Source organism: Pseudomonas sp. IPO3774 (genome assembly GCF_013386835.1).
Taxonomy (GTDB): domain Bacteria; phylum Pseudomonadota; class Gammaproteobacteria; order Pseudomonadales; family Pseudomonadaceae; genus Aquipseudomonas.
Map to the genome: position 1 here is coordinate 123,521 of NZ_JACAQY010000014.1, position 14,460 is coordinate 137,980.

The following is a 14,460-nucleotide window of genomic DNA, read 5'->3' on the forward strand; positions in this document are numbered from 1 at the left end:
GTTTTTGAAGGCTCGGTGGTACGATGTACCACTTCAAAACTGACGTGTACCACTTTCGATATGGCGACTATCAGGGCAAGAAAACTGGCGGATGGGACTGTGAGCTACACGGCTCAAATCCGCATCAAACGCGACGGAGTGCAAGTCTACCAAGAGAGCCAGACCTTCGCCCGAAAACAGGCTGCCCAGGCGTGGACGCGCAAGCGTGAATCGGAGCTGGACCAGCCTGGAGCAATCGAGCGTGCGAGCCGCAAGGGCGTCACCGTTCAGGACATGATCAAGCAGTACCTGGATGAAATGGAGAAAGTCCGGCCGTTGGGTAAAACCAAGGAAGCCACTCTAAATGCTATTGCGGCGACGGAGTTTGGCCAGACCGTTGATTCGGCTATCAACAGTCAGCGCTTGGTGGATTTTGCACTCTGGCGTATGAGCAAAGAGGGTGGCGGTGTCCAGCCGTAGACGGCCGGCAACGATCTGGCGCACCTTGGGGCTGTCATATCGATTGCACGGCCAGCTTGGGGGTATTGGGGGTATGAGGTCGATATCCACGCGATGGCAGATGCTCGAAAGGTGTTGAGAAAGCTGGGTTACAACATGAAAAGCCGCGAGCGGGATCGGCGGCCGACCAAGGACGAGCTGGATAAGGTGCTGGAGCACTTTGTAGGTATTCAGTAAGTTAAATGGCTCGGCGGTGTGCGTTGAGCTGGTTGAATTCTTTAACCGCAGCTTCCCGTTGCAGATCAAGGTAAGCCGCAAGATCAGTGATGTGGATACCTTTAGCGCTTTTCTGGCTCGACTCCAGCCTAGTGATCGGTATTTTGATCTGTCCAGCCATGACCTTGCGCTGGAACATATCGGTAGTTAGGTGTGTGAAGTAATCCTTGCAAACCCGTTCCAGTGGGATGATGGCCTGGCCATTGTACTGAACCATCAGGATTAAAGCTGTGTTCATGCTACCTACTGGGTGGCCGCTGAATTTAGGTGCGAGTTGCAGATTATGTATTCGCTTGAGCAGTCCGTCGCGTCCATGCTAACCACAAGGTCGTACGGAATTTCTCTGCTAGGTGTTTTCGCATTGTCGATCTGCCAGATGCTGGCAAACAGGCAGAATGCATTTTGTGCGATGGCATCGCGTAATGTCGGAGTGCTATCTTTCCCGCCGCTTATGACGTTATGAGTAGCCATAGCTTTCCGTCTAAGCGCCGTTGCAACTCCGAGAGGAGAGGGCAGCAATTTAACCAGAGAGAATTTCAGATGTTGCCCGAAAAAGTTACGTTTAATCCGCGGAAAGCCGTCGCACAGATTTTTTCCTCCCCCTTCGGAGCGTTGATTGGCTTCGGTCTGGTTTGGGTGAGCATCGAGTATCTGACCAAGGATAATGCCCCGGCATGGGTGCAAGCTGTAGGTGCAGTAGGTGCCATTTGGGCCACGGCGAGCGCTGCTAGAAGGCAACAAAGAGAGCAGATTAGAAACAAAGAAGAAAAAGATCGGGTGATTATCGTTTCGATTGCTGAAATTGCCCGATCTACGAGCATGGCTGTTGACCGTCTTTTTGAGTTGGCCTCCACAGGACAAGTCAGAGACAAAATGAGCGAGTTTGTTAGCTGGATTGAGTATGTCGAGCGACAAACGATGACCATCAAAGGAATTGAGCTGGTAAGTCTTCCAAAAGCGGAGATGATCCAACCATTTCTTTTGTTGATCCACAACATGGAAAGTGCGGCTCGACATTCGCGAGCATACATTGCTGGAGCTAAAGGCGAAGAACTGAGGAGCATTGGAATCAGCATGAGGTTCAACAAAGAAATTATCCGCTCCTCTGCCACAACATTCGCCGAGTACTAGTGATATGTGAGGGTTCACATCGCAGTTCAGGGCGGAACCAGCGTTCATATCTTTTACGAACTCAGCGAGGTCGTCGATCCGCCCCTCCTTGATGTTTAGCTCAGAAAAGTTGACGGGGTGCGTGTACTCCACAACAGGCTGCACGGGCGGGCGATCCTGAGCGATTAGCGTTACATTGGGTGGGTTGCCTCGCGCAGCTTTTCGTGGGGTATAAGCGCCTCACTGATGGTGCTGGAAGGAGCAATAATGCCTGCTGCTGCGCAGCAGAGATTGTTTTTTATAGGCGTGTCGATCCCACTGTCATCGCGAAGCAAAGCGGTCTGTACCTGAGTGGTGTCCTTTGAATGCGTCATGCCGCTTTCCTCCGATGTTCGATAGCAAATTGATCCATCAGGCGCTGGTGAAAAGTGAGCCGTGCTTCGGTGGCGGACCATGGATGAATCGTTTCATTCATGGGCTCGATGCCGATCAGGCAATCCCGGATGGCTGTATCGGTGGGCATGAGATCTCGGTACTCGGTGGCCATTGCAACGATGCTGGCCTGGTAAACGCAGTCAGGGGGCTCTAGGGGTAGGTCAAACTCCTCGCAATTACGTTGCCAGATAAGCTCTTCAAAATGCTGGTAAACGAACATCCGAACCTTGGGATGTTCGTCAATGAGCGCCACATACGCGTCGGCGGCGGTATAAAGTAGGGCTGCGAGTTTGTGTTCTTCTGGCACCAGCTCGGCAACGATGCAGCTGTGTTGAGCAGCACTGTAGAACTCTCGGGCACGGCCGTTGAAGTTGCACAGATGAGCGAGCGAGCGCGTGCGAGATGTTGTGTGGGTCAATCCTGATGGTCTCGGGCTTGAACAGCTCGAAGCGTTTGCCGGTAGAGTTCAGAATTTCATTCATGCGGCGCTCTCCTGATCTGCTGTCTCCAGTAGCGCAGCGATGGCGAGCGCTTCATCGCGTAGATTACGAGCTCATCGCCGACTTTATGCGGCGCTGCAAAGGAAAGGTGATGGTCAGCATCAACGATCATCCGGACATTCGGCGGGTGTTTGAGGATTTCCATTTTGTAACCGTGGACATCCGATATAGCACGAGCAATCATCGCCAGGGCACGATTGATGTGAGCGGTGAGCTAGCAATCATGAATTGCGTGCCCGAACTGTTGGGCGGTTTGTTCTAATCGGGCTGAAACAAGTCTAAAGGGCAGCGTGAGCCGCAGTGGTGCGGCTCTTGTTCGTGGGGCGGCTCGTTAAAGTCGAAAGCACACGATACTTTCTTGGCACATTAGTCGGGCACTTCTCGACTTTGAATTTCCACCTAAGGTGCTAAAATCAGAACTAACCTCATACTGCTCAATAGATGAATACCGGTTCTTGCCCATTTCTATGAAGTCTTGTGCAGATAGGCCATTGCTCGCACTGCCGGATGGGAAGGTTAGAACAAGGCCTAGTTTTTTATTAAAGCATGTCTCAATAAGATCCGATGCTGCGAACTTTGACTGTGCTTTGAGACTAAAGCGGGAACTTGGCCTTTCGGTGATATTAGGATACCGGCCACGGCCTGTGACTTCTATTTCTACGCCTCTGACAAGAGTTTCCAGGACGTGATAAAAGCGACTATAGTGTACATCTGAATAAGGTGGATCTGCGAAAACCAGATCTCCCTCCTCAAGCGAGTTTATAGTAGTCATGAAGTCGCCAGTAATGGCTCTGCCTACCAAAGTTGCGTGTTTTAAGGATATTGAGGTTGTGGCCTCTATAAGGAGACGGTCTACAGGCCTCTGCCAAGCTTCGAGAATATACTTCGCTGAGGTAGTAGTTGGTTGAAAAGGTTGAGCGGTATGTCCCGGTGAAGCGGCGCAACGACTTGCAGTTTCGATCAATGCGGCCAGAGCGACAGAGCGTTCTTGTTCATCTATTGGGAGCGTTGATCTAAGGGAATCTAGCAATAAAGCTTGCAATGGAGAAAAATAATGACCGCCATATGCCTTGGTCATAGGAAACTGTCGTTTTAGACCTTTCAAAATGTCAGGTAGCACAGTTTCGCAAAATACCCGAGAACGGAGTACTAAGCGTATGATGTTGTCAGTTTTGTTAGGGTCCGGCTCTACTGAACTTTCAGCGTTGGGAAACTTTTCCGTTATTTTAGATAGTAGTCGGTGTGCCCGCTTTAACCAAGGCTTGTAAATTTTAATAGCATCTATCGGGGTTGTTCGCTGTGTTACTGCTGCTGCTCTGCAAATGGCAAACTCTTGCAGGTCTCCGGAAATTATCGATTTTTGAGTGTTCTCTGCGAGAAACCATGAAACAGCCCCTGATCCACAAAACGGGTCCGCTATAGAACTGGAGTTTTTAGACTCTTCTATCAGTATGTCGCCAAGAAAGTTTAATAGCTTTCCCTTGTGCCCCATGTATTTCATTGTATTACATTCCAAACCATGCAGGCATCAGGACGAGTAAGTTTAACAGTGTTGGCTAGGTTTGTACCCAGCCATATATCTGAAGGTTGTGTAGGGCTAGTTTTAAAGTGGTCCAGCGCATCACCGTAGTCGATTGAGATGTCGTATGGGTCTACAGCTAAGTTACGATCCCATAGGCCGGCATGTTCAAACCAGTTTGAAAGCCATTCAGAGGTAGAACTGTTTGTTGCAAGCGAAACGCTGGATTTTGCTGCTAGCATTGATAATCTTAATAAAAAGAACGCCCGGCACAGTACATTTTTCGGTTCTGTATCTATCGAGGAGGCTAATTCGAATGGCAGCGTGTCATATTGGCTGGGGTCTAACTTTCGAGTTATGTGATCTACATCCAGTCCGGTATTTGTGCTGATCTCATTGGTTATGATTTCCATCACGTCTGCTGCGGTGTTTGGGTCAGGTGCAACGTTAGCTGCTCCCATACTCGCAATCATGCCCGGGAGTGCTTGTTTAACAAAAAATGATATTAGTGATCCATCAAAAGCTAAGCCGGTTTCTTCTGGCAGTAATAGTTTCCATAGCATCAGGACTAGGTCGAGATCCTCTTTTTTCATTTTGGATAAAGGCGCTCTCATCCAGTACGCTTCATAACTTGAGATGTTACGTGCGTTGTGATCATCCTTGATTTTTGCTAAATCCAGCCCCCAACCCTGAATGGTTTGAGTTGGTTTTATATACTGAAGAGCAGATACCACCTGCGAAAGCGGAACACCTGTTGTTAGTCTGATATGATCGTTAAATAGAGTTTGGGCGTCACTTCTGTTAACCCAGTGCTGCCACAATCCCCACACTGCCGTATGCGTAGGAGAATGGTCCACAGGCTTTTTAACGCCAGTATTGTCTAAGTAATAATTCCCTCGCTGTTTCACTCTTATCCCACTCCAGCTAAGTAGCGATAAGGCGGCTCGAAGCTCTGCGTAATAAGCGAAATGCAATGAGGCTTGCTGAGAGTGATTGAGAAAAGCCGTAGTTGCAGCCAAGGCATATCTCCATCCTTCAATCATATGGAAGACTTGCTCAGAAGCTAGTTCGGTTGGCCCAGTCAACTTTCCTGGAGGACAAAGCAAGTCCTCAAATTTTGTAATAGGACCGAGTCTGTCAAACGCTTGTTGTACTGTGAGTCCGCTCGCATTTCTACATATGGCGGAGTAGTCTACCTTTTTCTTGGAGCTTGCGTTGGATCTGTTGTTGTTCTGCCGGGGAGCCATCACGAGTTTCCTTGCAAAAAGATGGCCTGTTTAGCTTTTTCCGAAACGAGTTTGACATCGGAGGCAGCTAAATGCTTGAAACATTCTCTTTGCAACAAGGAATATCCGCTACTGCCGCGATAGGCAGCTTGCATCTGGCTCTGCTCCGGAGTAAGACTTTTTGCGCCACTTGTACGCCAATCCATTCCACAGTTGACAAGTGTATGTACAATATTTTTTAAGAAAAGATTCGGCTTAGTAAGCTTTTCAAATTCGGAAAGTGCGATTGATACATCAGTATCGTTAGGCTTGTCAGAGACTTCGTCCGACTCCCACTCTTCTAGTTCTAACTCAGAGTACGCAAGTTGGCTCATAGCATTAAACACTATAAAAATAACTCGGCACCCTTGGTCAGTCGATAGGAGGGTATTCGCACCAGAGAATGCGGCGTTTTTCTCGAACTCACTTTGTTCAAGTAACGGTTCGTTTTTGGCTCTTTCATTACGTAGGGCTGTCACCCAAGGCGCGTCAGATTTTTTAACAGCGTTGTGTAGATGTGTCCAGCTAGCTATCAAAAACGCGGCTTGTTGAGAGCGCTTCCAAGGAAGTACTTTTTCTACGCCATTGCCATCAATAGATCCAAATAATCCGCCGATCTTGTTATCTTTCCCCCAGCGCCTTACAAAGCTAACCATTAGTGAGCGAATAAACGCAGCATTTGAAACGTGTCCTTCTTTTCTACCACCATGGAGCTCAATGCGATCTTTCCAAGGGCTGCTGACGTGGCGCCACAGAACTTCGGTAAGTTCCTGTGCCCTGTGTTCTTGGTATACTTTTACGCCCTCTCCGCTCTCCAGCCATGTTTGGCTTCGTAGCTCTGGGTATAAGTCGAATGCCAAGCTAGTATTGATTTTTCTCGGTTCAACGTTAATTACCCAAAACAAATACGCTTGCCATGACTCTGTTAAGCCATTGAAAAATACGACAGGGACTTCGTAGTCGTCGTTGTATAGATCTCTTCCCAGTTCATCGACGGCGAACAGACGATGTTGCCCGTCAATAATCTCGATAGGTTCGAGATTTGCACCCCGATTCTTTGCTCGTGATGACTCAAGGGTGAGGGGGATATCAAGTGAGTAAAAAGCACCTTGGTTAGAGATTTTAATTGCTTGAGCGTCATCTAGCAGAGCGTCTTTTCCCGCGCGCCGACGTGTTTCACCAGGTTGGATGATGTTTACGAGAATTGAAGTGGGTAGCCACCCCGGATGAACAAGTTTTTTATGCTCTTCAGGGTCTAAGTTTTTTTGATTTGAAAGCGGGTATCCATATTGTATGTAGCGTGCAATATTCTTTGAGCGGCTAATTTGATGTGCTCGTTGGTATCCCGCATGTTTATCTACTGACTTTCGATCTTCAATAGTTCGCCGACTAACACCGGCAAGGCTTCGGAGCAAGCGTAAGGGAACAGAAGCAATATAAAATTCATGTGGCGGTTCTGGAAGATCTGGAGCCCAGTCACTTAGCTCCCATGATTTCAACCATTGATTAACTTTGAGGAGGGGGATTTGTTTAACAGTCGACATTAATAGTCCCTTATTTTAGCCTTTTGACCGTTTCCTCGTGAGGGGAAGCGGGTGCTGTCGGACGGAAATCAGCCAATTCTATCAGGTTAGGCTACCTGAAAATCGTTGCGTTCCTACATTATCGTACCCTATAAAATTTTTTTCGTCTGGCGTATTGCTATCACGCGTGCCCTGGCTTGGAAGAAGCGTCGAGGTGGACTGGGACGATCCATATCACGGTAGTGCGCTCGATCCTGATGCCCTGATTCGATTGGTGACACGTGGAGACGAATGGAGCTTTTTTGTGGCTGGCTTTGAGATGTTTGTAGGGAAACGCGGCAAGGTTCTCGATCATGGGGCTGGGTTGGATGATCAGTCGAGCTTTAGCTTGCAGAAAGCGGTGTTTTACGAATTTGGTGGGTCGGGGTCATTGAGTTGAGCGCATTGTTATGTTGGTTTCGGGTTGAAAAGAATCTCCTCAACTTTAGTTGCTAGCTCATCTGAGTTTTTGAATGAGGTAGGGAATTTTCTATATAAGGTCAAGAGACTTTTCATCTCAAGTATGATCGTTTTAGTAGGGTCGTTAGTGCCATAAATCAAAGTGTTTATGTGTGCCTCCGCTTCAACGGTGTTCATTCTGAAAAACTCTCGGTCTTTAGCTACCCGACAAAACGCAAGTCGAGCATGTATACGTGCTTCGCATTGCGAAGGGTTTTCAACGAGCCAGGAGCCTTCGATTATAAATGGCAAGGGTATCGACGTGCTTGAAGAAAGTTCTTCAGCTCTTATGCTAACATCGGCTCTTTTTGTATGCCCGATTTTGATTATTCCCGCAAGCACGGGATTGGATAACAAATAAACATAACCGATAGGTACTATCATGTTCGATGCTTGCCTAAATTTCTCATAAGAGGGCTCGAAGAAGTAATATAGAGAGGCTTGACCACAAGGACAATGAGTTAGGTGTCGCGATTTAGATACGACCAATCCGTTGGTGGATATAGATTGAGATCGATACAACGAAAAGAAGCCAAGTGTTGATGAAGTCTCTCCACAATCTCTTCGGCCTGCTCTACAGTCTCTTGTAGCTTTTCAAACTCAATGATCTTGGAGTCGTCAGAGTTGGAGGCAATGGCTTCGCGGAATGGAGTTTCCGTTTCCTCTTGGAAGAGTACAAGTGCCAAGGGGCTGTGGGCAATGATATTTCTGATCTCGACCAGGTGCTTAGTCTTTCGCAAGTTCACTTTGAACGCTTCTTTCTCTTTGTCTGGATAGGTCTGTTCAGTCAATAGTTCAATTGCAAAATCGATCCTTCGTGAGAGTGGTATCCCTTTGACGTACTTGTAGACGACGGAACTCGACCACTTGCGAACACAATCGTGTGTGAGGTTTTCGATCGATCCAAACGAGATGAACAACCGTCCTATAAGAGGTGCCCACCGATTTTTATCTACCAGGCTGACCATCACTTCCCTCACTATTCCATAGGTTCAGCCTGACGCTAATGCTTTGCGATCAGTTTGTCCACTATCTGCTTTTGGCTGATAGTAGTATATCCAGAAATATTTATATTGCCAATCATCAGGCTTTAATGGCGGGACCGTGAATCAGGGAGGTGGGGCTGGCGAGGTTGGGGCAAAAATGGGGCAAACCGAACGCCAATCAATGCCAATCATGCGTTCGTGCATGCAGTGGTGATAAGCGCTGAGCCTCAATACACACGTAGGGTTGGGGCTTAACGACCGAAACACTCCAGCAAAATCGCCATGTGGTCACTTAGTGACTTTGGGAGCAGGTTGAAACTGGATGTGCTCCGAGCGGAAGACTGTAATCTCAATTAGTCTTAAGTGACAGTTTATTCACAAACCTCCAGGCGACTAAACTCGCTACTGACGGGGCTTCGTTGTAGTAGACGAATTCACAGGTGTGTCGCAGTAAATTTGGCGACACCCCTTTGACCTTTTGAACGGCTCTGTTCAGGGCTTTAGCCAGTCCTTGTCTGGTTTTGCCAGCAAACGAGCATTGTTGTATGCCATGTCTAGAGTCAAACATGTTGCAGCTCTATAAAACAAACCATGATCTTCGACAATGATTGCCAAGTCCGCTTGTGTTGGGGATGAAATGCAGAGAGGGAGCATTAGCTGCACACGTCCTGAATAATATTGCGGAACTGCAGTTTTATAATTTCTTTTAACTCTTTCTTTCGCATTGTCAATTGCCCCTTTTAGAAAGGTTTGCAGCGCAAAGTCGTCCATGCCGTTAAATGGTGCGGGGAAACGAGTTTTGTTGTCGCTGACAATATGTTCCACATTGACCCTCAGCTCTTTGTTGCAGTCGAGTACGAGGGAAGATGGGTTTGTGAAATAGCTGGCTAGCTCGGGTAGTTCTGAGAAGGCAGTGAGAATCTGCTCTCCACGGCGTACAAACCTTAAGAAGTGCCATGGCTGACGATCAGGAATAGTGTTTCTATCGAATAGAGCGTAGATCGGCTCTTGCGATGGCGTTACTAGGCCGGTGTTAAAAGTTGAATATTCATCGTTGTCAGATCTCGCTATTTTTCCTTCTTCAGTTAGTCTTTTATAGGTATGCTTAAGGTAGTTTGATAGTACGGGTTTGTATTGGCTCGTTGGATTGTTTTGATAGTCCCAGATTTCATGCTCACTTAGGTTTGATAAGCTGTCAAGCATTTGTTGTGTGTTGGGGATGTAGGCGAGTTCGTAAAGATCTTCCGGCCATACTGCTGTCATCGTATTTCCCTATATTTGTGTTAGAGTTTTTAGTGCAGGTTCGTTTAGGTGATTCAAAGTATCGGATTTTATTTTTGGTCTTTTCAGAAATTCAATATGGTCGGTTAGGGCCGTTGTCTGAGATCCAATCCCTTAAGAAGAGCCAAGCCTTGTTTGATATGGCCTGCGTTTTCACCGATTGTGCATAGCGTCGCCCGCATGTTCTCGCCCACTTCGCCAGCATTTTGCCGCTCAGCCCAAAAAGTCGCCTCCATCACTGCCCCTGCCAAGGCCAATTGATTGTGATAGATCCTTTCCAGCACATCCGACAGTGAGTACTCGCTTGCGATTGGTTACCGACTCAATTCGAACGAACTCAAGCATAGCAGCGATAGTGCTCCCGATTGGAGCCGAAACTGGTTGCTTAAAATTTGCTACGGCTGGTGAGGGAGGGCCTAGATCTAACGATACGTGATGAGTTACCGGTACGGAATTGATATGGGGCTTTTAGAATAGGCCTAGAGGCCTTCATTTACGAGCGCTGTGCTAAGAGTTGGTCAAATCCATCATGGGGGCCACGGAGAAGCTGCGGGGCAGGTCTTGCGTGAGGGTATTGGGATCTGGCATGGAGATTTCCAGGGTGATCTGTTTGTCGGCAATGCGTTAGGAGCGGCGGGGTTTTGATCGTTAGAGTTCTATCTTGGAGGTACTTATAGTGATTAGCCGGTAGGTCAGTTGTCGGTATTGCGTTGACTGGCACAGTGCTATTATATACGTTCCTTGACGTTTTATCAGGGAGCGATAGCAGTGGCAGACTCAAGAATTGTCGGGTTTTTCAGATCGTTTGCGATTTGGCTGCTGTTTGCGGTTTTCTTAATTATTGCCCTAGGCGCTATGTTCACCAGCTTCCTTTCTGGTTTGATCATGCTTCTCGCAGCCGGCATGTTCGTACCAAAGATCAACAGACTGATCAAAGATAAAACCAATATCACCATCACACCAGGTGGCCGTGCTGTCGTTGCCTTGGTTTGCTTTGGTCTTTTCTTCTACACGAGCAACAAGGCTTTGGATGCTGATCGCGCCGAGCGATCTGCTCAGCAAGCGTTAGTGAGCCAGCAAAAGGCGGAGCAGGCCTTGAAGGAAAAGCGCGATTATGTTTCCGCTAACAAAGATGCAATCCTAGCGGAGATGAATGTCTTGACCGACAAGCAGGATTACGCCGGGGCCACCGCCTTGGGCTCTAAGTACAGTGATGCTGGCAGCTTTGAGATTGACCAAGCGCTATCGAAGGTCGCGGGGCAAAAGGCTGAGGTTGAAAAGCAGCAAAAGAAATCGACTCTCCTCACGTCCATTGCGAGCATCCAGCAGGGCGATTACAAAAGTCTTGCAGGCACCTACGCCCAACTAGCCGCTATCGACCAGACCTACCAGGCCAATGCTGATAAATTCTCGAGGCTCGCTACTCAGCAGAACAGAGAAGCGGAAGCTCGAGAAAAAGCTGCAGCAGAAAAGGCTCTTCGGCGAAGCATGGGGTTAACCTGGAACTACTCTGATGGCGAGGACAACATGTCCGGAAAACCAGTGCGGCGGGCGTACGTTTCGTCGTTGAATACCGTGGATTTCAAATTTCCGTACAGCGGCGTGCAAAGAGCCACACTCACTATCCGTAAGCATCCACGGTGGGGCACGTCGGTGTATGTAGCTATCGAGAAAGGTCAGTTTGTTTGTGGATACGATGACTGCGATGTACGCGTCAGATTTTCTAAGGGCAATGCTCTGCGCATGTCAGCCAGCGAGCCTGATGACCACAGCTCCAATTTACTTTTCATCAGCAGTGCGTCGTCGTTCGTTGCCCAAGCTCGGAAGTCCGAAAAAATCTACATCGAGGCCGATTTTTACCAAGAAGGCAGCAGGGTCTTCGAATTCGATAGCTCAGACCTTGAGTGGAAATGATTAGAGTCAAATAAACCCGTCGAATTAATTTCTTCCTTGGTGGGAAAATGCTCGGGCAGGGGATCGACCAATAGATGCACTCGGAGACGGTGCAGTATGCAAGCTGCCCTTTGTCCGCTAGCAGCGACATTTATGTCACGGGGGATCACACGCTCGGTTTTGCTGCCGTTTTTCGCAATCAGCGGACCGAACTGGAGGATCTGTACGACGTCTTTCATGGTGGTCATGCAGGGGCAGACCATGGAACTCTCCAATTTTCCTTGAGAAATTTCCCACGCTTTTCTCAGCTTGTCCCTCAGACCTCGCATCGCTAACCTTTTCAAACCGCTGGAAAACCAGTGGCCGGATGTGGAAGTCCGTACCAGCTAAGACGCAATCGCCTATAAACACCAGCCGGCGTTTTTTTACGCCTGTATCATGTGTTATGGCGGCTGTGCGCGGGGCACTTCGGTGCGCCGGGTCCTTAGCCCTGGTCTTCCACACCTGCGTACAGCTGCCACCCTCATGTGGAAGTGAGATTGGCAGTTCCTGAATAGTTAAGGAGCTTCGCCATGTACAAAGTCACACCGAACCCGCCTCATGCTTCAAACGCTGCCCCCACTGATGCCAAGCTTCAAGCTGCGGCTCAGCGTGCTATCCATCATTACTTGCCGTCATCCGATAACGACGTTTCCGCCGAGCAACCGAGCAGCAACCTATTCCGCGTCAGCCCCGACATAGATACTGAAACCCTTCTAGCCAACGCAGCCGAAAACCTGGAATCCGCCAACCAAATGGCTGCAACCCTGGCTTTCGACCTCGATGAACCCCATCGCGCCATCGTCCTGGGCATCCAGCAGCTAATCGACCTGAGTGCTCTACTCGTTGACCGAGCCCTGGAGCAAGTCGCGCCTGTAGCTAGCACGGCCACCGCCTGACGCCGAACCCTGCCGCCTTACCTCAAGGCGGCAACCTGAACCCATCCTGTCATCCAGCAAAGTTTCATAATTCCCTGCGCTTTTGAGGTCTAGGATCCTCCTTAAGAGAGGACCCATACGCCTCCAGTCCAAAGGGAACTGAAAAATGATCTCCAATCTCGTCAAAGTCGTTATGGTCGCAGGCACGTTGCTCTTGGCCGCTTGTTCGTCGGGTTCATCGGGCATGAGTAGCGACCTGAGTAGCGACCCTTGTTATTCAGGGGGATGCCAAGCCTTTGGCGACCACAGCCCCAGCAAGGCCGCCAAGATGAATTTTGGCGGCAACGCGCTGGGGAGCAGTTACGGGGAGTATGGTTCGGGGTTGATGCATGATGACTGACTGAGCGGGTGGGGCAGTCATTTACTCAGTGACTGACCCACCGCTTTCGCGAGCAAGCCCGCTCCCACATTGGATCGTGGGAGGGCTTTAGTGACCGCCTTTCATACGTCGGGCGATCAGGTAGATGCCCAAGCCTACCAGCGCCGTAGCCGCGCCAATGTAGCCCGTGCTGGTCCACCCATACCCCGCCGTAATCGCCATCCCACCGAACCACGGCCCCAGCGCATTCGCCAGGTTGAACGCCGCGTGGTTGGACGCCGCCGCCAGGCTCGGTGCCTCATGCGCAATGTCCATCAAGCGGATTTGCAGCGGCGCGGCCATGGCGATCATGGTGCCGACCAGGCCAATACCCAGCAGTACGCCCCACAGCGAACTCGCGGCGAAGGTGAAGAAGATCAGCACGGCCATCGACCACACCATAATCCAGCCCACTGCGCGAAATTGCAGGCGATCAAACAGCTTGCCGCCGGCGAAGTTGCCGATGATGCCGCCTACGCCAAACGCGGCCAGACCGAATGGGATCCACTGCGGCGAGACTTTGGTCACTTCGAGCATGGTCGGCGCCAGGTAGCTGAACACGCAAAACATCCCGGCAAAACCAATAGCGCCAATGGACAGCGCCATCCACACCTGCGGTTTGGTGAAGGCGCGCAGTTCTTTGCGCGGGTCGCTGCGGGGTTCGTCGTGGCGATCCGGCACGAATTGCCAGACCAGCGCGATGGTGCACAGGGCGATAGCACTGACCAGCGCGAACGCCGAGCGCCAGCCAAAGTGTTGACCGAGGAAGGTCGCGATGGGGTTGCCGAGCAGCATGGCCAGGGTCAGGCCCATCATCACGCGGGCGACGGCGCCAGCGCGTTTGTCGTTGGGCACCATGCTGGAGGCGACCACGGCGGCGATGCCGAAGTAGGCGCCGTGGGGCAGGCCGCTGATAAAGCGGAAGGCCACCAGCGAACCGAAGGTCGGGGTAAACGCCGTGGCGAGGTTGCCCAGGGCATAAAGGCCCATCAGCAATAGCAGCATGTGTTTACGCAGCAACTTGGCGCCGAGGATCGCCAGCAGCGGGGCGCCGACCATCACGCCCAGCGCATAGGCGCTGATGGCGTGGCCCACTTGCGGTTCGCTGAGATTGAGGTTGTGGGCGATGTCGGGCATCAGGCCCATGATGGCGAATTCGCCGGTGCCGATCGCAAAGGCGCCCACGGCCATGGCCGCTTCCATTTTGGCGGCGCTGCGCGCGGGCAGCACGTGCCCGGGTGTTTGCTGGATAGTCATGGGTAACTCTGTTTGATGAAGTGCACGAAGGACAGCCGCCGATGCTACGCAAGCAGCGACGAAGGTGTCTAGAACAGCGTGTTGCGCGAGAGTTCCATCGGCGCAAGCAGTGCGGGGCTTTGAGATCCGTCTTATTCAACTACC

Annotated in this window: 16 protein-coding genes and 2 pseudogenes; 7 read left to right on the forward strand and 11 right to left on the reverse strand. The window is 50.2% G+C overall.

The features are described 5' to 3' along the window. Positions 1 to 60 precede the first annotated feature (60 nt). A pseudogene (locus HYE77_RS09035) lies at positions 61 to 672 on the forward strand (site-specific integrase); the annotation flags it as partial. A gap of 4 nt (positions 673 to 676) precedes the next feature. Here HYE77_RS09035 and HYE77_RS09040 read toward each other — a convergent pair. Next, positions 677 to 952, reverse strand: coding sequence for a pyocin activator PrtN family protein (locus HYE77_RS09040; RefSeq protein WP_177068690.1), 276 nt, complete (start codon positions 950 to 952; stop codon positions 677 to 679). A 302-nt stretch (positions 953 to 1,254) separates the two neighbouring features. Here HYE77_RS09040 and HYE77_RS09045 point away from each other — a divergent pair, with 302 nt between their 5' ends. Further along, complete coding sequence (locus HYE77_RS09045; protein WP_177068691.1) at positions 1,255 to 1,845, forward strand: hypothetical protein; 591 nt, start codon at positions 1,255 to 1,257, stop codon at positions 1,843 to 1,845. Positions 1,846 to 2,015: 170 nt separating this feature from the next. Here HYE77_RS09045 and HYE77_RS09050 read toward each other — a convergent pair whose 3' ends face one another. Both HYE77_RS09050 and HYE77_RS09055 read right to left on the reverse strand, forming a co-directional pair. After that, positions 2,016 to 2,198 (reverse strand): hypothetical protein, encoded by a 183-nt coding sequence (locus tag HYE77_RS09050; RefSeq protein WP_177068692.1) that lies wholly within the window; start codon positions 2,196 to 2,198, stop codon positions 2,016 to 2,018. Next, positions 2,195 to 2,677 (reverse strand): phosphohydrolase, encoded by a 483-nt coding sequence (locus HYE77_RS09055; RefSeq protein ID WP_256347154.1) that lies wholly within the window; start codon positions 2,675 to 2,677, stop codon positions 2,195 to 2,197. The genes HYE77_RS09050 and HYE77_RS09055 overlap by 4 nt, the downstream gene beginning before the upstream one ends. Before the next feature lie 125 nt (positions 2,678 to 2,802). Between HYE77_RS09055 and HYE77_RS09060 the strand changes: the two are divergent. Then, positions 2,803 to 3,021, forward strand: a pseudogene (locus HYE77_RS09060) (DNA adenine methylase); the annotation flags it as partial. A 69-nt stretch (positions 3,022 to 3,090) separates the two neighbouring features. Here the strand turns inward: HYE77_RS09060 and HYE77_RS09065 are convergent. The 3 genes from HYE77_RS09065 to HYE77_RS09075 are packed head-to-tail and all read right to left on the reverse strand — an operon-like array spanning position 3,091 to position 7,087. Beyond that, positions 3,091 to 4,260, reverse strand: coding sequence for a DNA adenine methylase (locus tag HYE77_RS09065; protein ID WP_177068693.1), 1,170 nt, complete (start codon positions 4,258 to 4,260; stop codon positions 3,091 to 3,093). Then, on the reverse strand, positions 4,257 to 5,525 hold the full coding sequence (locus tag HYE77_RS09070) for a hypothetical protein (RefSeq protein WP_177068694.1): 1,269 nt from the start codon (positions 5,523 to 5,525) through the stop codon (positions 4,257 to 4,259). Before HYE77_RS09070 ends, HYE77_RS09065 begins: the two co-directional genes overlap by 4 nt. Further along, positions 5,525 to 7,087, reverse strand: coding sequence for a DGQHR domain-containing protein (locus tag HYE77_RS09075; protein ID WP_177068695.1), 1,563 nt, complete (start codon positions 7,085 to 7,087; stop codon positions 5,525 to 5,527). Before HYE77_RS09075 ends, HYE77_RS09070 begins: the two co-directional genes overlap by 1 nt. A 193-nt stretch (positions 7,088 to 7,280) precedes the next feature. On the opposite strand from HYE77_RS09075, the gene HYE77_RS09080 reads away from it, so the two are divergent. Continuing rightward, positions 7,281 to 7,505, forward strand: coding sequence for a hypothetical protein (locus HYE77_RS09080; RefSeq protein ID WP_177068696.1), 225 nt, complete (start codon positions 7,281 to 7,283; stop codon positions 7,503 to 7,505). Positions 7,506 to 7,513: 8 nt separating this feature from the next. Here the strand turns inward: HYE77_RS09080 and HYE77_RS32915 are convergent, their stop codons facing one another. From HYE77_RS32915 to HYE77_RS32565, 4 genes are all read right to left on the reverse strand, one after another. Further along, positions 7,514 to 7,948, reverse strand: a complete 435-nt coding sequence (locus HYE77_RS32915) for a GIY-YIG nuclease family protein (protein ID WP_177068697.1) — start codon at positions 7,946 to 7,948, stop codon at positions 7,514 to 7,516. Positions 7,949 to 8,025: 77 nt separating this feature from the next. Beyond that, on the reverse strand, positions 8,026 to 8,532 hold the full coding sequence (locus HYE77_RS09090; protein ID WP_177068698.1) for a hypothetical protein: 507 nt from the start codon (positions 8,530 to 8,532) through the stop codon (positions 8,026 to 8,028). Between the two features lie 510 nt (positions 8,533 to 9,042). Then, positions 9,043 to 9,813 carry a DUF3825 domain-containing protein gene (locus HYE77_RS09095; RefSeq protein WP_177068699.1) on the reverse strand — a complete coding sequence of 257 codons (771 nt, stop codon included), beginning with the start codon at positions 9,811 to 9,813 and terminating at the stop codon, positions 9,043 to 9,045. A 104-nt stretch (positions 9,814 to 9,917) separates the two neighbouring features. Continuing rightward, positions 9,918 to 10,142, reverse strand: coding sequence for a hypothetical protein (locus tag HYE77_RS32565; RefSeq protein WP_301050817.1), 225 nt, complete (start codon positions 10,140 to 10,142; stop codon positions 9,918 to 9,920). Between the two features lie 457 nt (positions 10,143 to 10,599). On the opposite strand from HYE77_RS32565, the gene HYE77_RS09100 reads away from it, so the two are divergent. The 3 genes from HYE77_RS09100 (at position 10,600) to HYE77_RS09110 (ending at position 13,041) form a co-directional block, all read left to right on the forward strand. Then, entirely contained in the window at positions 10,600 to 11,745 is a 1,146-nt protein-coding gene (locus tag HYE77_RS09100; protein ID WP_177068700.1) for a hypothetical protein, read from the forward strand. A gap of 551 nt (positions 11,746 to 12,296) precedes the next feature. Further along, the gene (locus HYE77_RS09105) at positions 12,297 to 12,662 is read left to right on the forward strand and encodes a DUF6124 family protein (RefSeq protein ID WP_177068701.1); all 366 of its coding nucleotides are present in this window, start codon (positions 12,297 to 12,299) and stop codon (positions 12,660 to 12,662) included. Positions 12,663 to 12,807: 145 nt separating this feature from the next. Continuing rightward, entirely contained in the window at positions 12,808 to 13,041 is a 234-nt protein-coding gene (locus tag HYE77_RS09110; protein WP_003218911.1) for a hypothetical protein, read from the forward strand. Positions 13,042 to 13,128: 87 nt separating this feature from the next. Here HYE77_RS09110 and HYE77_RS09115 read toward each other — a convergent pair whose 3' ends face one another. Beyond that, positions 13,129 to 14,316, reverse strand: coding sequence for an MFS transporter (locus tag HYE77_RS09115; protein ID WP_177068702.1), 1,188 nt, complete (start codon positions 14,314 to 14,316; stop codon positions 13,129 to 13,131). Positions 14,317 to 14,460: the final 144 nt, after the last annotated feature.